This window comes from Rhodanobacter thiooxydans LCS2 (assembly GCF_000264375.1).
GTDB classification, from domain to species: domain Bacteria; phylum Pseudomonadota; class Gammaproteobacteria; order Xanthomonadales; family Rhodanobacteraceae; genus Rhodanobacter; species Rhodanobacter thiooxydans.
On the sequence record NZ_AJXW01000093.1, the window covers coordinates 1 to 17217 of the forward strand.

Below are 17217 nucleotides of genomic sequence, written 5' to 3' on the forward strand. Positions count from 1 at the left end.
GTCGTCGCCATGCCGCCAGCGCCGCCGGCGAGCAGCCCGGCGTTGCACGCGGGGGCGCCGCGGCTGGCCGCCGCGCGCGCCATGCGCCGCCACCTGCGTGCGCTGCGCGTGGTGCTGAACACGCTGCTGCTGCTGGCGCTGCTGTACACCATCACGCTGAGCAAGGCGCTGCTGATTCCGCTGGTGCTGGCCGCGTTCATCGGCCTCGCGCTGAACCCGATCGTCGCCTTCGGCGCGCGCCTGCATCTGCCGCGCTGGCTCACCGCCAGCGTGTTGATGCTGGGCCTGATCGTCGGCATCGGCAGTGGCGTGGGCTTGCTGGCGCAGCCGGCGGTCGGCTGGTTCCACGGCGCACCGGCGGCGATCAAGAGCTTCGTGCCGAAACTGCGCAGCTTCACCCGGCCGCTCGAAGCAGCCAACCGCGCCACCCAGACCCTGGTCAGCGGCAGCAGCCGCGCGCCCGCGCCGCAGACCACGCCGATCTCGATCAGCACCTGGGACGTGGTCGCCACCACGCCGAAGGTGCTCGCCGCGGTCCTCGGCGTGCTGCTGCTGGTGTTCTTCTTCCTCATCTATGGCGACTCGATGCTGCGAAGGCTGGTGGAGATCACCCCCGGCTTCACCTACAAGCGGCACGCGGTGAGCATCGTGCGCGGCATCCAGACCGAGGTGTCGCGCTACCTGCTCACCGCGCTGCTGATCAACGCCAGTCTCGGCGCGGCTACCGCCGGCATGCTGTGGCTGTACAAGGTGCCCGACCCGCTGCTGTGGGGCGCAGTGGCGATGTTCGCCAACTTCATTCCCTACGTCGGCGCGATCGTCACCACCGCGCTGCTGGCGGTGGTGTGCATGCTCTACGCCAGCGACGCCAGCCTGGAAGTGTTCCTGCCGGTGCTGACCTTCGCCGGCATCACCGCGGTGGAAGGCAACCTGATCACGCCGTTCATCCAGGGCGCCAGCATGCGGCTGTCGCCCATCGCCATCCTGCTGTGGCTGCTGGTGTGGGGCTGGCTGTGGGGCATCCCCGGCGCGCTGCTGGCGGTGCCGATGCTGACCTGCACCAAGCTCATCTGCGAGCGCGTGCGCGGCTGGGAGTGGTTCGCGCACATCGTGCAGCGCTGATCCGGTACGGCGGATTCCTCACCACGGAATCGCTTCGCCGTCGCGGAAGAAGCGTCCGGTCGGTGCTGGCGCCGGCAGGCTGGCGGCCCATACAATGCCGGCGGCACCCAGGCTTATCGGTCGGCCGCCGGGGCCGCCGAGTTCAGTGGCGACCCAGCCTGGGCATACCGCATTGACCGCGATGCCGCTGCCTTCCAGTTCCGCCGCCAGCGTGCGGGTGTAGGCGTTGAGCGCGGACTTGGAGGTGCGGTAGGCCACGCAGGTGCCGCCGTTCGACCCGCTGGCGGCGCAACCGCTGGAGACGTTGACGATGCGGCCGTAGCCGTGCCGGCGCATCAGCGGCAGCAGCGCGCTGCACAGCCGCCAGCTGCCGAACAGGTGAGTCTGCATCGCTGCCAGCGCCGGCGTCAGATCGCCGTCACTGGCCTGCGCGTCGTGGTCGTAGTAGCCGCCGGCGTTATTGATGAGTACGTCGAGCCGGCCCCAGGTCAGCTCGATCCAATGCGCCAGCGTATCGACCTGGTCCTGCCGGGTGACATCGAGCTGCACCGCGATCACCTCGCCGGCTGCACCGGCGAGCTGGCGCGCCGCATGCAGGCCTTTGTCGAGATCGCGCGCGCCCAGCAGCACGGTCATGCCGTACTCGCTGAGCTGGCGCGCCACCTCGAAACCGAGGCCGCGGTTGGCGCCGCTGACCAGCGCCACGCGATAGACCGGCGTGATGACCGGGGTCGCCGCCGGTGTGCGTCGGGCCGGCCGGCTCATGGCGCGGCGCCGGCCTGGGCCACCGCGCTGCAGCGCTCGTCGCCGCAGGCCTGCCAGCCGCCGCCGAGCGATTTGTACAAGGTGACGGCGCGGGTGTTGATCGCCGCCTCGGCCTGCGCCAGGTCGTCCTCGGCACCGAGCTGGGTGCGTTCGGCGTCGAGCAGTTCGAGGAAGCCGGTGGCGCCTTCCTGGTAGCGCACGCGCGCCAGGTCGGCGGCGCGCTTGCTCTGCGTGGCCTGCTCGATCAGGTGGTCGACGCGGATGCGCTGCTGGTTGAAACCGGTGACCGCGTTGTCGATGTCCTCGATCGCTTCCAGTACGGTGCGCTGGTAGTTCGCCTGCGCCGCATCGGTGCGCGCCTCGCTGGCGTGCAGGTTGGCGCGCACGCGCTGCACGTTGAGGCCGGCCCAGCTGATGCCCGGCGCCAGCGACCACGCGCGCGTCGCCGGGCTGCCGAAGTCATTGCTGCGCCCGGACAGGAAACCGAGAAAGCCGCCCAGCGTGATGTGCGGGAAGAAGTCCGCCTTGGCCACGCCGATGCGCGCGGTGGCGGCCGCGTACTCGCGTTCGGCCATCCGGACGTCCGGACGGCGCGACAACACGTCGCCGGCGTCGCCGATCGGCAAGGTGGCGGCGATCGGCGTGAAGCTCTTCGGCGACACGTCGATGTCCAGTTCGCCCGGGCGCGCGCCGAGCAGCACGGCGAGGCGGTATTCGCTGGCGCTGGCCTGCGTCTGCAGCAGCGGTAGCTGCGCCTGCACCGCGCTGAGGCGGGCCTTCGCGCTGGCCACGTCCTGTTCCGAACCGGTGCCGACCTGCTGGCGCACCTCGGTGAGGCGCACGGTCTGGCGCTGGTTGTCGATGTCGCGACGGGCGATGTCGAGCCGCAGCTGGCTGCCGCGTAGTTCGAAATAGTTGCGCGCGACCTCCGCCAGCAGGCTGACCTGCGCGCCGTGCAGCGCCGCCTCGCTGGCGCCGAGGTCGGCGCCGGCTGCTTCCACCGAGCGGCGTACGCCGCCGAACAGGTCCAGTTCCCATGACGCGTCGAAACCGGCCTGGTAGGTCGTCGTGGTGCGGCGCTGGTCGCTGAAGCCCGGCCGCTGGCTGCGGCTTCGAGTGTAGTTCACTCCGGTGTTGATCGTCGGCAGCTGCTCTGACTTCGCGCCGCTGAGCAGCGCGCGCGATTCCTGCAGGCGCGCCACCGCGATGCGCAGGTCGAGGTTGTTCGCTGCGGCACGCTTGATCAGCGCATCCAGCACGGGATCGTTGAACTGCTTCCACCACGCGGCCTGGAATTGCGCGTTGTTTTCCTGTGCGGCGTCGAGGCTCTGCAACTGCGGCGCGGCGATCTTCGCGGCGTGGTAATCGGGGCCGACGCTGGCGCAGCCGGTCAGTGCGAGGGCGGCGGCCAGCAGCGACGCTCGAAGTACCCCCACCGTCATCCCGGCGAAGGCCGGGATCGCACTTGCTCGTATGCCGGGGCGCGCGACAGTGCGATTCCTGCCTTCGCAGGAATGACGAGCGGAATTGTCCCAGACCCCCACCGTCATCCCGGCGAAGGTCGGGATCGCACTTGCTCGTATGCCGGGCCGCGCGACAGTGCGATTCCTGCCTTCGCAGGAATGACGAGCGGAATTGCCCCAGACCCCCACCGTCATCCCGGCGAAGGCCGGGATCGCACTTGCTCGTATGCCGGGGCGCGCGACAGTGGGATTCCTGCCTTCGCCGGAATGACGAGTGGAATTGCCCCAGACCCCCACCGTCATCCCGGCGAAGGCCGGGATCGCACTTGCTCGTGTGCCGGGGCGCGCGACAGTGCGATTCCTGCCTTCGCAGGAATGACGAGTGGAAGTTTCCCGCACAGGATTGTGAGTGGAGGTTTTCATCAGTGGTTCTCCAGCGCCGGCAGCGCATGCGCGGCGGCGCGTTCGGCGGCGCGCGCCTCGCGGCGCTCGACCAGGGCGCGAATGACGACGTAGAACAGCGGCGTGTAGATCAGCCCGAAGATGGTCACGCCGAGCATGCCGGCGAACACCGCCACGCCCATCGCGTGGCGCATCTCGGCGCCGGCGCCGTGTGAAGTGACCAGCGGCACCACGCCCATGATGAAGGCGAACGAGGTCATCAGGATCGGGCGCAGGCGCAGCTTCGCCGCTTCCAGCACCGCCTCGTGGCGGCTCATGCCTTCATGCTGGCGTTCGCGGGCGAACTCCACGATCAGGATCGCGTTCTTGCAAGCCAGTCCGACCAGCACGATCAATCCGATCTGGGTGAAGATGTTGTTGTCGCCACCGGAGAGCCACACGCCGGCGATCGCGGACAGCAGCACCATCGGCACGATCAGGATCACCGCCAGCGGCAGCGACCAGCTCTCCTACAGCGAGGACAGCACCAGGAACACCAGCAGCACGCACAACGGGAACACCAGCACCGCGGTGTTGCCGGCGAGGATCTGCTGGTAGGTCAGCTCGGTCCACTCGAAGCTGAAGCCGTTGGGCAGGTTGTCCTTGGCCAGCTTTTCCATCGCCGCCTGCGCCTGGCCCGAGCTGAAGCCGGGCGCCGGGCCACCGTTGATCTCGGCGGTGGGATAGCCGTTGTAGTGCTGCACGCGGTCCGGGCCGGCGCCCTGCTTCACGGTGACGAACGAACCCAGCGGCACCATCTGGCCCTGCGCGTTGCGCGTCTTCAGCTGCAGGATGTCTTCGGGCGTGTGGCGGAACGCCGGATCGGCTGACACGTTCACCTGGTAGGTGCGGCCGAAGCGGTTGAAGTCGTTGACGTAGAGCGAGCCGAGATACGCCTGCATGGTCTGATACACGTCGCCCAGATTCACGCCCACGGTCTTGGCCTTCTCGCGGTCCACGTCGGCGTCCACCTGCGGCACGCTGATCTGGAAGCTGGAGAACAGTCCGGCCAGCGCCGGATCCTTGCGGCTGGCGGCGATCAGGTTCTGCGTCTGCTGGTACAGCTCGGCGAAGCCGCGGTCGCCGCGGTCCTCGACCTGCAGGCGGAAGCCGCCGATCGTGCCCAGCCCCATCACCGGCGGCGGCGGGAACACCGCGATGTACGCATCCTGGATCGAGGCGAACTTCTGGTTCAGCGCACCGGCGATCGCGCCGGCGGAAAGATCCGCGCTGCGGCGTTCCTCGAACGGTTTCAGCGTGACGAACACGATGCCGGAGTTGGTGGAGTTGGTGAAGCCGTTGATCGACAGGCCGGGGAAGGCCACCGCATGCTCCACGCCCGGCTGCTTCAGCGCGATCGCGCCCATGCGCTGGATCACGTCCTCGGAACGATCCAGCGAGGCTGCGTCGGGCAGCTGCGCGAACGCCACCAGGTACTGCTTGTCCTGGCCTGGCACGAAGCCGGTCGGCACGTGCGAGAAGCCGAACCAGGTCAGCGCGATCAGGCCGGCATACACCACCAGCGCCAGCTTGCCCTTGCCGACGATGCGCTTCACGCCGCCGACGTACCGTTCCGAGCCGCGATGGAAGACGCGGTTGAACGGGCGGAACAGCCAGCCGAACGCACGGTCGATCCAGCGCGTGAGGCGGTCCTTCGGCGCGTCGTGGCCCTTCAGCAGCACGGCGGCGAGCGCCGGGCTCAGGGTCAGCGAGTTGAACGCGGAGATCACCGTGGAGATCGCGATGGTCAACGCGAACTGGCGGTAGAACTGGCCGGTGAGGCCGCTGACGAAGGCGGTGGGAATGAACACCGCGCACAGCACCAGCGCGGTGGCCACGATCGGCCCGGTGACTTCGCGCATCGCCTGGCGTGTCGCCTCCCGCGGTGTTTGCCCGAGTTCGATGTGCCGCTCGACGTTTTCCACCACTACGATCGCGTCGTCGACCACGATGCCGATCGCCAGCACCAGTCCGAACAGCGACAACGCGTTGAGCGAGAAGCCGGCCAGATACATCACCGCGAACGTGCCGATCAGCGATACCGGCACCGCCACCAGCGGGATGATCGAGGCGCGCCAGGTCTGCAGGAACAGGATCACCACCAGCACCACCAGCAGGATCGCCTCCAGCAGCGTGTGCGCCACCGCCTCGATCGAGCCGCGCACGAACACGGTCGGGTCGTACACGATGGAATAGTCGACGCCCTGCGGGAACTCCTGCTTCAGCTGCGCCATGGTGGCGCGCACCTCGTCGGAGATCTGGATCGCGTTGGAGCCGGGCCGTGCAAAGATCGGCAGTGCCACCGCCGGCTTGTTGTCGAGCAGGCTGCGCAGCGCGTAGTTGTTCGAGCCCAGGTCGACCTTCGCCACGTCGCCGAGGTGGGTGACACCGCCGCGCGCATCGGTGCGCACGATGATGTTGCGGAAATCGTCCTCGCTGACCAGCCGGCCACGGGTGTTGATGTTGAGCTGGAACGCAGCGTTGCCCGGGCCGGGCGGCGCATTCAGCGCGCCGGCGGCGACCTGCACGTTCTGCTCGCGGATCGCGTTGATCACGTCGCCGGTGGTGAGCGAGCGCTGGGCCAGTTTCTGCGGGTCCAGCCACACGCGCATCGAGTACTCGCCGGCGCCGAAGATCTGCACGTCGCCCACGCCGTCGAGCCGGCCCAGCACGTCCTTCACATGCAGTCGCGCGTAGTTCGACAGGTACAGCATGTCGTAGCGCTGGTCGGGCGAGATGAGGTGCACCACCATCGTGAGGTCGGGCGAACTCTTCTGCGTGGTCACGCCGAGTCGCTGCACTTCCTCCGGCAGCTTCGGCAGCGCCTGCGCCACGCGGTTCTGCACGTCGACCTGGGCGGTGTTGAGGTCGGTGCCGAGCGCGAACGTCACGGTGAGCGTGAGCGCGCCGTCGCTGGTCGCCTGCGAGGAGGTGTACAGCATGCCTTCCACGCCGTTGATCTGTTCCTCCAGCGGGGTGGCGACGGTTTCGGCGATCACCTTCGGGTTGGCGCCCGGGTAGGCGGCGCGCACCACCACGGTCGGCGGCACCACTTCGGGGTATTCGCTGATCGGCAGCTGGAACACCGCGATGGAGCCGGTGATCACGAACAGCAGCGACAGCACGGCGGCCATGATCGGCCGGTCGACGAAGAATTGGGCGATGTTTTTCATGCAAAAAGTCCTCGACGAAGCCGGGTCGCGGCTTCGGTCTTTCTTTTGCTCCTCCCCCTGCGCAGCAGGGGGAGGTCGGGAGGGGGTAACGCTCTTGCTCTTGCTTTGCGGTGAGCTGGAGGGCTTCACCCCTCCCCAGCCCTCCTCTGCGCCAGTCCCCATGGGGACTGCCGCAGAGGAGGGAGCTCAGCCTTGCGGAGCTTTGGTTGCCGCCGCGTTGGCCTGCGCCGTGCGCGAATCCACATCCGGTGCGTCGCTGCGCTCCACCAGCGCCTTGTCCGCCCCATCCAGCCGGTAGCTCATCGCCACCTTTTGCGGGTTCACCTGGACGCCGGGCCGCACGCGCTGCAGGCCGTTCACCACCACTACGTCGGTCGGCGCGACGCCGCTGTCGATCACGCGCAGGCCGTGGAACAGCGCGCCGGTGTCGACCTTGCGGTATTGCACCTTGTGCTCTTGGTCGACCACATAGACGAACTGGTTGCCGAGGTCGGTGCCGATCGCGCGGTCGTCCACCAGCACGCGCGGCCTGACCTGGCCGCTCTGCAGCTGCACGCGGGCGTACAGGCCGGGCGTGTACAGGCCGTCGGCGTTGTCGAATACTGCGCGCAGGCGCATGGTGCCGGAGCCGGCGTGCAGCTGGTTGTCGACGAAGTCGAGGCGGCCTTCATGCGGGTAGCCCGCTTCGTCGGCCAGGCCCATCGCCGCCTCGATCCGCGCGTTGTGACCGGCCTGCTTTGCATTGGCGCGCAGGTGGTCGAGCTTCAGCCAGGTCTGCTCGTCCACGTCGAAGTAGACGTAGACCGGGTTCACCGAAACCACGCTGGTCAGCACGTCGTTGCTGGTGACCAGGTTGCCGGGGGTGACCCGCGCGTTGCTGACGCGGCCGTCGATCGGTGCGCGCACCTGGGTGAAGTCCAGGTTCAGCCGCGCCGCGGCGAGGCCGGCGGCGGCGGCGGCGAGGCGCGCGCGCGCGCTCTGCGCGGTGGTATCGAGTCGGTCGGCCTCCTGCTGCGCGATCGCGTGCTGGGCCAGCAGCATCTGCCCGCGGCGCTGGTTGGTCTCGGCCAGGCCCAACTCGGCGCGCGCCTGCGCCTGCGCGGCGGCGAGCCGGTCGACCTCGGCCTGATACGGACGGGCATCGAGCTGGAACAGCACGTCGCCCTTGCGCACCAGCGCGCCTTCCTGGAACTGCACCGATTCGATGAAGCCGCCCACGCGCGGCTGCACCTGCACCGTGTTGACCGCTTCCAGTCGGCCGGTGAACTCGGCGCTGTCGCTGACCTGGCGGGTCACGGCCTGCGCCACCGTCACTTCCGGCGGCCCGGCAGCGGCGGCGGGATCCTGCGCATGGCTGTCGTTGCCGTGCAGCAGCAGCCAGCTGCCGAGGGCACCGGCGGCGACCAGCGGGACCAGCATCCATTGTTTTTTCATCGTGCGCTCCCAACACCTTGGTGGCCGGGCAGGGGATTCCCGGCGAGGGTCGAGAGAATAGATGTACTTGTCGGTATAGAAAATCCTTTTCCTGCGCACTACACTCATGCGCCGCAGTCACGAATCGACGAGGAATTGAAACAATGGAAGACTTTTCCGCCATTTCGACCTTCGTCCGCGTGGTCGAGGCCAAGAGTTTCGCCGCCGCCGCCAGCCAACTGGGCATGACCCCGTCCGGGGTCAGCCGGGCCGTCACGCGGCTGGAAAGCCAGCTCGGCGCGCGATTGCTGTTCCGCTCCACCCGCTCGCTGCGCCTGACCGACGATGGGGCATCGTTCCACGCGCGTTGCAAGGAGATCCTCGCCGACCTGGCCGAGGCGACCGAGGCGCTGAACTTCGCCAACAGCAAGCCGACCGGCAAGTTGCGCGTGGGCATCTCGCTGTCGGTGGGCCGCGCCGCGGTGATCCCTCGCCTGACCGAGTTCGAGCAGCGCTATCCGGACATCCGGCTGGAACTGTCGATGAGCGACTCACCGGCGGATCTCAACGGCGAAGGCCTGGATTGCGCGATCCGCGTCGGCGAGCTGGAGGATTCCAGCCTGATCGCGCGCAAGATCGGCTACCTCAGCAACGTGGTGTGCGCCTCGCCGGAGTATCTGCGCAAATACGGCGCGCCGCGCAGCATCGAAGACCTCAAGGATCACCGCTGCATCAACTACGTCTACCCGAACGGCCGTCCGCGCCAGTGGCAGTTCGACACGCCGGGCGGGCAGATGAGCGTGGACATCGACGCGCACATGCTGATCAACGACGGCGAATCGGTACTGCAGGCGGTGGCCGCCGGTCTGGGCATCACCCAGGTGCCGCACATGCTGGCCGCGTGCCTGCTGGAAAAAGGCGTGCTCGAAAGGGTGATGACCGACACCAACTCGACCGGCAAGCCGGTATGGATCGTCTACCCGCAGAAGAAGCATCTGTCGGCCCGCGTGCAGGCCTTCATCGAGTGGGTGCGCGAGCTATTCGACCGCACCAACCAGCCGGGCCAGTGCGCGCTCGGCACGCCGAAAGCCGTGCCGAAACCGCTGTACAAGAAGGCGCTGGTCGAAGCGGCGTAGACGCGCAGCGCCTCGTACAGAGGTTCCATCGGGCTCGAGTCCCGTTTCGTAGGGCGGGCAGTGCCCGCCGCTTTGCCGTGGTGCCCGAGACACGAGCTTATGGGCATACCAGCCTTACGTGGCGTTGCGCTTGCCGGCCACGGCAGCGGTGGGTTCAGGCGCCGGCCGGCACCAGCAACAGCAGCGCTACGCCGAGCACAAGGCGGTAGACCGCGAACGGCGTGAAGGTGTGGCTGCGGATGTAGCCGAGCAGCCACTTCACCGCGATGAAGGCGACGACCGCCGAGACCACGAAGCCGACGATCAGCGCGGTCCAGTCCTCGTGCGCGGCGCCGCCGTCCTTCACCACCTTCAGCAGCTCGTAACCGGTGGCCGCGTACATGGTCGGGATGCCGACCAGGAAGGCGAACTCGGTGGCCGCCGCGCGGTTGCTGGTGCCGAACAGCATCGCCGCGAAGATCGTCGCGGCCGAACGCGAGGTGCCGGGGAAGATGCCGGCGATCATCTGCGCGATGCCGACCAGGATCGCCACCTTCCACGTCACCGCGGTGCGCTCGGGCTGGCGCGCGGCCAGCTGCTCGGCCGCGATCATCCAGAAGCCGCCGATCACCAGCGCCCAGGCCACCGGGGTCACCGTCTCCGGCAGCTTGAAACCCAGCTTCACCGCGACGAAGCCAAGTACCGCGGTGATCAGGAACGCCACCGTGAGCTTCAGCAGGTAGTCGCGGTTGGCCGCGTCGCGCCACTGTGTCAGCAGCTGCCAGATGCGCCGCCAGTAGATCAGCGTGACCGCCAGGATCGCGCCGGCCTGGATGCCGATGTTGAACAGGTCCGAGCGCGCGCCCAGTCCGAACTTCTCGGCAATCAGCAGGTGGCCGGTGGAGGAGATCGGCAGGAACTCGGTGATGCCTTCGATGATGCCGAGCAGGATGACGTGGAGGAGGTCGGTCACGGGAGGGTCCGTTGGCAGGCGGGGGTGGGACGCCGTCAAGCGGATCGCCGGCGTGAAACGCCATAGCTTACGGGCTTTGCCCTCGCGCCAGATGGCTGCAGGCTGAGCGGCCCGCCCGAGCGCGCACGCACCGCAACAGTGCAAACCGGTCGCGCCGACGGGTGCGGATGGTGCTAATGCCGGTGCGGGCCATCCGCCGCGGCGTCGTCGATGTCGCCGCGGCAACGGTTTGCGCCCATGGCACGCGGCTTGCTGAGCATGACAAGCCACGCAAACGCATGGCCGTGTCGCGGTGGCTCATGGACGTCTGGGCGTCTGGACGGCCATTCATGCGTCGTCATCAACGGAGGGCACGGCCCATGCAGCGAAGCTGGTTGTATGTGGGGCGTCGTGTCGTGCTGTGCCGTCAGGCCAGGCCTGGCATCGGCACAGCTCGGCGAAGTGCCGGGGCGCCTGCGTCAAGGCGCATGGCCGTTATCTGGGCCGCGCCACGCCACCGCGCTGCTGAGCGTGGCCAGGTCGTTCTGAAAGACATCCACCCGGAGCCATCCATGAAAATGATCACCAGCATCATTCGTCCGTACAAGCTCGACGAGGTCCGCGACGCGCTGGCGCACGCCGGCGTGTCGGGCATCACGGTGGCGGAGGTGCGCGGCTTCGGCCGCCAGAAGGGCCACACCGAGCTGTATCGCGGGGCCGAGTACGTGGTCGATTTCCTGCCCAAGCTGAAGGTCGAGGTGGTGGTGCCCGACGAGCTGCTCGACGCGGCGCTGGAGGAGATCCAGCGTGCCGCGCGCACCGGCAACGTCGGCGACGGCAAGGTCTTCGTCACCGGCGTGGAGCAGGTGCTCCGCATCCGTACCGGCGAGCTCGACGCCGATGCGCTTTGACCCGCTTTCGTGGGGATGACGACCTTTAGCAAGCGTCATCCCACTGACCCGCATCCTGCGAGGTTCTCCATGAAACAGTTCAGGTTTCACCGCGGCATCGGCACGGGCCTGACGCTGGCCCTGGCCGCTCCGCTGCTGCACGCCGCCGCGGCCGTGCCGACGGTCGACAAGGGCGACGTGGCGTGGATGCTCACCTCCACCTTGCTGGTGGTGCTGATGACGGTGCCGGGGCTGGCGTTGTTCTACGGCGGGCTGGTGCGTTCGAAGAACGTGCTGTCGGTGCTGATGCAGGTGCTGACGGTGTTCTCGCTGCTGCTGCTGCTGTGGGTGGCCTACGGCTACAGCCTCGCCTTCAGCGGCGGCGGCGCGCTGCTCGGTAACTTCCACAAGCTGTTCCTGCATGGCGTCAGCAAGGACACGCTGGCGGCCACGTTCAGCGCCGGCGTGGCGCTGCCGGAGTACGTGTTCGTGGCATTCCAGGCCACCTTCGCCGGCCTCACCGGCGCGCTGATCGTGGGTGCATTCGCCGAGCGCATACGTTTCCGCGCGGTGCTGCTGTTCGCGGCGATCTGGTTCACCTTCGCCTACCTGCCGATCGCGCACATGGTCTGGGCGGGGCCGAACGGCTTCCTGTTCGCCCGGGGCGCGCTGGATTTCGCCGGCGGCACCGTGGTGCACATCAACGCCGGCGTGGCCGGGCTGGTCGGCGCGTGGCTGGTCGGGCCGCGGCTGGGCTTCGGCCGCGAGCCGATGAAGCCGCACAACGTGACGTTCACCATGGTCGGCGCGGCGTTGCTGTGGGTGGGCTGGTTCGGCTTCAACGCCGGCTCCAACCTGGAGGCGAACGCAGGCGCGGGGCTGGCCTTCATCAATACCCTGCTGGCCGCGGCAGCGGCGGTGCTGGCGTGGCTGGCGGTGGAGGCGGCGATGCGCGGCCATGCGTCGATGGTGGGCGGCGCCTCCGGTGCGGTGGCCGGCCTGGTCGGGATCACCCCGGCCTGCGGCACGGTGGGGCCGATGGGCGCAATCGTGATCGGCGCAGTGGCCAGTTTCTGCTGCGTGTGGGGCGTGACCAGGCTGAAGAGGCGGCTGCGCGCGGACGATGCGCTGGACGTGTTCGGCGTGCACGGCGTCGGCGGCATCGTGGGCGCGCTGCTGACCGGCGTGTTCACCGCGCCGGGGCTGGGCGGCACCGGTGCGGCGAACTATTCGGTGTTCCGCCAGCTCGGCGTGCAGGCGCTGGGCGTGGGCATCACCGTGCTGTGGAGCGGCGTGGTTTCGGTGCTGGGCTATCTGGTGGTGAAGGCGGTGTTTGGCCTGCGCGTACCGTATGAGGCCGAGCGCGAGGGGCTGGACATTACCTCGCACGGCGAAAGCGCCTACGATGGCTGAGCGGCGCATCGGGCAGTGGGATCGGATGAGTCATAATGGTGCAATGCAAAGGCCATATTGCACCATCACGTTTCTCTCTTGATTGGCCCGAGGCAACGAAAACTCCCGCAGCCGTTGCTGCGCAACGGCTGCAACTATTGGCACAAGCCTTGCTCAAGCCAGCTCACCATCCATCGCCGAGGTTGCTCAATGTCCGCCAACAAAGTGCTCGACCTGATCCAGGAACATGAAGTCGAGTTCGTCGACCTGCGTTTTGCCGACATGCTCGGTGTGCACCACCACGTCACCTTCCCGGCCCACGCAATCGACGAGTCGACGTTCGAGGACGGCAAGATGTTCGACGGTTCCTCGATCACCGGCTGGAAGGGCATCAACGAGTCGGACATGGTGCTGTTGCCCGATCCGGATACCGCCCACCTCGATCCGTTCAGTTCGCACACCCAGCTGATCCTGCATTGCGACGTGCTGGAGCCGAGCACCATGCAGGCCTACGGCCGCGACCCGCGCTCGATCGCCAAGCGCGGCGAGGCGTTCCTGAAATCCACCGGCATCGCCGACACCGCGTTCTTCGGCCCGGAGCCGGAGTTCTTCATCTTCGACTCGGCGCGCTGGCAGAACGACCCCGGCCGCGTGTTCTACGAGATCGGTTCCGAGGAAGCGGCATGGTCGTCGCGCTACAAGTACGACGGCAACAACAGCGGCCACCGCCCGGGCGTGAAGGGCGGCTACTTCCCGGTCAGCCCGGTCGATTCGCTGGGCGACCTGCGCGCCGACATGTGCAAGGTGCTGGAGTCGCTGGGCCAGAAGGTCGAGGTGCACCACCACGAGGTGGCCAACGCCGGCCAGTGCGAGATCGGCGTGAGGTTCAACACGCTGGTGAAGAAGGCCGACGAGCTGCTGACGATGAAGTACGTTATCAAGAACGTGGCGCACCAGAACGGCAAGACCGTCACCTTCATGCCGAAGCCGCTGGTCGGCGACAACGGCTCGGGCATGCACGTGCACCAGTCGCTGGCGAAGAACGGCGAGAACCTGTTCGCCGGCGACCTGTACGGCGGCCTCAGCCAGACCGCGCTGTGGTACATCGGCGGCATCTTCAAGCATGCCCGCGCGATCAACGCGTTCGCCAACTCCACCACCAACAGCTACAAGCGGCTGGTGCCGGGCTTCGAGGCGCCGGTGATGCTGGCCTACTCGGCGCGCAATCGTTCGGCGAGCTGCCGCATCCCGTACGTGGCCAGCCCGAAGGGCCGCCGCATCGAGGTGCGCTTCCCCGACCCGATGAACTCCGGCTACCTGGTGTTCACCGCGCTGATGATGGCTGGCCTGGACGGCATCATCAACAAGATCGACCCGGGCGCACCGGCCGACAAGGACCTGTACGACCTGCCGCCGGAAGAAGAGAAAAACATCCCGCAGGTGTGCTCCAGTCTCGACGCCGCGCTGGAAGCGCTGGACAAGGACCGCGAGTTCCTGAAAGCCGGCGGCGTGTTCACCGACGACTTCATCGACGCCTACATCGAGGTGAAGATGAAGGAAGTGACGAAGTACCGCGCCAGCACGCACCCGCTGGAATTCCAGATGTATTACTCGCTGTAAGCGGCTCGGCAAACGTGAAAGCGATGACGGGCGCCGCGGCGCCCGTTGTCGTTTCTGGCGCCAGAGGATGCCGGCGGTTCTTTTGACAGGGCTCGCCGGGGGGAGAAAACTCGCCGGACCGCAACCACGAGGAGTACGTCATGCTGACGAAATCACCGCTGACCACCGCCCTGGCGGCGCTGGCCGGTACCTTCGCCATGGCTGCCGGCACCCAGACCGCCGACTCCAGTCACGCCGACGCCACCTATGTCGCGCATTTGACCGCGCTGAACACGGCCACGGCTGGCAGCGCGACCACCGGCGAGGCCCGCTTCGAGATCGAGGGCGACAAGCTGGTGATTCGTGTGCACGTCACCGGCGCACCGCCGGGCATCACGCACTGGCAGCACTTCCACGGCTTCGAGAATGGCCACGCGGCAAGCTGCGCCACCCAGACCGCCGACGCCAACGGCGACGGCATCGTCGACGTGGCGGAAACCGCCGCCGCCTCGGGCACCACCATGGTGCCGTTCGACACCGCGCCGGCGGCGATGGACGTGGCCCACGGCAGCTATCCGCAGGCCGATGCCAACGGCTCCTACAGCTATCGGGAAGTAGTCCCGCTCAAGCAGCTCGCCGCGGCGTTCGGCAAGGCGTTCAAGGGGCAGCAACTCGATCTCGACCACCGCGTGGTCTACATCCACGGCGTGCCCGCCAGCACCAGGCTGCCCGCCACCGTGGCTTCGCTGGGGCCGATCCCCGCCAGCACCACCTTGCCGATCGCCTGCGGCAGGATCGAGCGTGTGAGTCGCTGAGCATCCGCGGGATCACCGCGACGCTGGCATGCGCATGCCACACGCTCACGACGGCGCGGCCGGCGCCGGGCTTCGCCGTAGCCAGAATGCGCCCAGAGAACCGGCGAGGATCGACGCCAGGAAGATGGCGATCCTGGCCGCGTCGAACACGGCCGGCTCGGTGAAGGTGTGGCCGGCGATGAACAGCGACATGGTGAAACCCATGCCGGCCAGGATGCCCGCGCCGACCAACTGCCGCCAGGTGTAGGCAGCGGGCTTGCGCGCCCAGCCGAGGCGCGCGGCCAGCAAGGCGCCGAGCGCGATGCCGGCCGGCTTGCCGACCACCAGGCCGATGATGATGGCGAGCATCAGCCGGCCGTGGCCGTGGATCGCGTCCAGGCTCACCAGCACGCCGGCATTGGCCAGGGCGAACAGCGGCAGCACCAGGTAGCTCGACCACGGCTCCATCGTGCGCAGCAGTTTCGCCGCGGGGGATTCCAGCCGGGAGTGGATGGTGTCGAGCATGGCCAGCGACGCCGCCGAAGGCGTCTGGTGCGGCATGTCGCGGTCGTCCCGCGCCTCGGCGCGGAACACCAGCTGCGCCTGCGCGTTGAGCGCGCGCAGGTTGGCCGGCGGCCGGGTGGGCGTGACCAGGGCCAGGATCACGCCGGCCAGGGTCGGGTGAATACCGCCCTGCTGCAGGCAGAACCACAGCGCCAGGCCCAGCAGCGCATACGGCAACGGGCGGTAGACGTTCCAGCGGTTCAAGGCGAGCAGGCCGGCGCAGATCAGGGCCGCGGCCAGCAGGAAAGACAGGTGCAGCGCGCCGCCATAGAACAGCGCGACCACCACGATGCTCACCAGGTCGTCGATGATCGCCGCCGCGGTCAGGAAGATGCGTAGCTCCACCGGCACGCAGTCGCCGAGGAACACGATCAGTGCGATGGCGAACGCGGTGTCGGTGGAGATGGTTGTGCCCCAGCCATGGCCGAGCGTCGCCGGCGCAATCAGCAGGTAAAGCGCGGCCGGCAGCAAGATGCCGCCGATCGCGCCGGCGATCGGCAGGGCCGCCGCCTGTCGCGTCGCCAGTTGCCCGACGGTGAACTCGCGCTTGATCTCCAGCCCGACCACCAGGAAGAACACGCTCAGCAGGCCGTCGTTGATCCAGGTGATCAGCGGCAGGCGGAACACATGGTCGCCCACCCCGATGCCGAGCGGCGTGGGCCAGATCGCGGCGAAGGCGGGGCCGGCGGGCGAGTTGGCGAGGATAATCGCGACGATCGACATCAGCAGCAGCAGCACGCCCGCCGAGGGACCCCAGCGCACGAAATCCAGCGCCGCGGTGCGGGCGCGGAAGCCCAGCGAACCTTCCAGTGCTTCAGCCAGCGCGCTCTCGTCCCACGGCCCTTCGTAGCAGCGGTTGTTGATGAAGAACGTGGGTGCCACATTGGCGCCGCTGGCGGTGGCGGCCTGGCGGTCCTCCCGCACCCGTTGTTCGGCCGCCGCGTGTTCGGCGTCGTCCGGCCGGGTCGACGGCAGCGGCAGCCCGAACGCCGTGGCGATACGGTCGATCCCCGCCAGGTCGAGGTCGCGCCCGTCGGCCATCAGCGCGTTGTGCACGGGCCAGAAATCGTCGGTGGTCGCCGTCGCGTACTCGGCCAGCACGGCTGCCTGCCACGCTGCCTCGCTGCCGGTCACCGGCCGGTGCCGGTAGACGTAGCACAGGCGTGGGCCGAACTGCTCGCGAAGCCGCGCGATCACGCTGCTGGCTTCATGGCACGGCTGGCAGGCGTAGCTGCCGTACTCCAGCAGGACCATCTCGGCGCCCGGATCACCCAGGATGTGGTCCCGCGAAGGATCGATCGCACGGCTCAGTCGGGTCGGGCCAGTCTTCGCCATCGTGCACCTCGCTGCCGGTTGCGCGGAAGCCGCAAGCCGCGAACCCTGCACGCACGGCCGTCAGCCTGGCGTGTGGGCGCGTGACGGATCGGTTGAACCTGGATGACCGTCCAGTCCTGGTTGTTCGATCGTCTGCACATCGATCGGGGCCGCTCCCGACGCCGGCCCGCCGGCTGGTCCGCTCAGAGCTTGTGAAGAA

General features: G+C 68.1%; 11 protein-coding genes and 1 pseudogene. 6 read left to right on the forward strand and 6 right to left on the reverse strand.

Annotation, left to right across the window (positions count from 1 at the left end):
* Positions 1–9: 9 nt before the first annotated feature.
* Positions 10–1122 (forward strand): AI-2E family transporter, encoded by a 1113-nt coding sequence (locus UUA_RS16085; protein WP_425476924.1) that lies wholly within the window; start codon positions 10–12, stop codon positions 1120–1122.
* A gap of 18 nt (positions 1123–1140) precedes the next feature.
* On the opposite strand, the gene UUA_RS16090 is transcribed toward UUA_RS16085, so the two are convergent.
* The 4 genes and pseudogenes from UUA_RS16090 to UUA_RS16105 all read right to left on the reverse strand — a co-directional run bounded on the left by UUA_RS16090 (position 1141) and on the right by UUA_RS16105 (position 8398).
* Positions 1141–1887 (reverse strand): SDR family NAD(P)-dependent oxidoreductase, encoded by a 747-nt coding sequence (locus UUA_RS16090; protein ID WP_008438786.1) that lies wholly within the window; start codon positions 1885–1887, stop codon positions 1141–1143.
* The gene (locus UUA_RS16095) at positions 1884–3329 is read right to left on the reverse strand and encodes an efflux transporter outer membrane subunit (protein WP_008438787.1); all 1446 of its coding nucleotides are present in this window, start codon (positions 3327–3329) and stop codon (positions 1884–1886) included. The genes UUA_RS16090 and UUA_RS16095 overlap by 4 nt, the downstream gene beginning before the upstream one ends.
* A gap of 443 nt (positions 3330–3772) precedes the next feature.
* Positions 3773–6964, reverse strand: a pseudogene (locus tag UUA_RS16100) (efflux RND transporter permease subunit).
* Positions 6965–7150: 186 nt separating this feature from the next.
* On the reverse strand, positions 7151–8398 hold the full coding sequence (locus UUA_RS16105) for an efflux RND transporter periplasmic adaptor subunit (RefSeq protein WP_153022970.1): 1248 nt from the start codon (positions 8396–8398) through the stop codon (positions 7151–7153).
* Positions 8399–8541: 143 nt separating this feature from the next.
* Between UUA_RS16105 and UUA_RS16110 the strand changes: the two genes are divergently transcribed.
* Positions 8542–9513 carry a LysR family transcriptional regulator gene (locus UUA_RS16110; protein ID WP_008438789.1) on the forward strand — a complete coding sequence of 324 codons (972 nt, stop codon included), beginning with the start codon at positions 8542–8544 and terminating at the stop codon, positions 9511–9513.
* A 154-nt stretch (positions 9514–9667) separates the two neighbouring features.
* Here the strand turns inward: UUA_RS16110 and UUA_RS16115 are convergent, their stop codons facing one another.
* Complete coding sequence (locus UUA_RS16115) at positions 9668–10465, reverse strand: undecaprenyl-diphosphate phosphatase (protein ID WP_008438796.1); 798 nt, start codon at positions 10463–10465, stop codon at positions 9668–9670.
* A gap of 551 nt (positions 10466–11016) precedes the next feature.
* Between UUA_RS16115 and UUA_RS16120 the strand changes: the two genes are divergently transcribed.
* From UUA_RS16120 to UUA_RS16135, 4 genes are all read left to right on the forward strand, one after another.
* A complete protein-coding gene (locus tag UUA_RS16120) occupies positions 11017–11355 on the forward strand; it encodes a P-II family nitrogen regulator (RefSeq protein WP_008438798.1) in 339 nt (112 codons plus the stop codon).
* Between the two features lie 69 nt (positions 11356–11424).
* On the forward strand, positions 11425–12747 hold the full coding sequence (locus UUA_RS16125; protein ID WP_008438799.1) for an ammonium transporter: 1323 nt from the start codon (positions 11425–11427) through the stop codon (positions 12745–12747).
* 189 nt (positions 12748–12936) lie between these two features.
* Positions 12937–14346 (forward strand): type I glutamate--ammonia ligase, encoded by a 1410-nt coding sequence (glnA, locus tag UUA_RS16130; protein WP_008438800.1) that lies wholly within the window; start codon positions 12937–12939, stop codon positions 14344–14346.
* Between the two features lie 140 nt (positions 14347–14486).
* Positions 14487–15140, forward strand: a complete 654-nt coding sequence (locus tag UUA_RS16135) for a hypothetical protein (RefSeq protein ID WP_008438801.1) — start codon at positions 14487–14489, stop codon at positions 15138–15140.
* 45 nt (positions 15141–15185) lie between these two features.
* On the opposite strand, the gene nhaA is transcribed toward UUA_RS16135, so the two are convergent.
* Entirely contained in the window at positions 15186–17018 is a 1833-nt protein-coding gene (gene nhaA / locus UUA_RS16140; RefSeq protein ID WP_008438803.1) for a Na+/H+ antiporter NhaA, read from the reverse strand.
* Between the last annotated feature and the right edge of the window lie 199 nt (positions 17019–17217).

What these genes read in the sequence shown, in the direction of transcription:
- UUA_RS16085 (WP_425476924.1), top strand. Translation starts at nt 10, where the DNA reads ATGCCGCCAGCGCCGCCGGCGAGCAGCCCGGCGTTGCACGCGGGGGCG.
- UUA_RS16135 (WP_008438801.1), top strand. Translation starts at nt 14,487, where the DNA reads ATGCTGACGAAATCACCGCTGACCACCGCCCTGGCGGCGCTGGCCGGT.
- UUA_RS16125 (WP_008438799.1), top strand. Translation starts at nt 11,425, where the DNA reads ATGAAACAGTTCAGGTTTCACCGCGGCATCGGCACGGGCCTGACGCTG.
- UUA_RS16120 (WP_008438798.1), top strand. Translation starts at nt 11,017, where the DNA reads ATGAAAATGATCACCAGCATCATTCGTCCGTACAAGCTCGACGAGGTC.
- glnA (WP_008438800.1), top strand. Translation starts at nt 12,937, where the DNA reads ATGTCCGCCAACAAAGTGCTCGACCTGATCCAGGAACATGAAGTCGAG.
- nhaA (WP_008438803.1), bottom strand. Translation starts at nt 17,018, where the DNA reads ATGGCGAAGACTGGCCCGACCCGACTGAGCCGTGCGATCGATCCTTCG.
- UUA_RS16105 (WP_153022970.1), bottom strand. Translation starts at nt 8,398, where the DNA reads ATGAAAAAACAATGGATGCTGGTCCCGCTGGTCGCCGCCGGTGCCCTC.
- UUA_RS16110 (WP_008438789.1), top strand. Translation starts at nt 8,542, where the DNA reads ATGGAAGACTTTTCCGCCATTTCGACCTTCGTCCGCGTGGTCGAGGCC.
- UUA_RS16095 (WP_008438787.1), bottom strand. Translation starts at nt 3,329, where the DNA reads ATGACGGTGGGGGTACTTCGAGCGTCGCTGCTGGCCGCCGCCCTCGCA.
- UUA_RS16090 (WP_008438786.1), bottom strand. Translation starts at nt 1,887, where the DNA reads ATGAGCCGGCCGGCCCGACGCACACCGGCGGCGACCCCGGTCATCACG.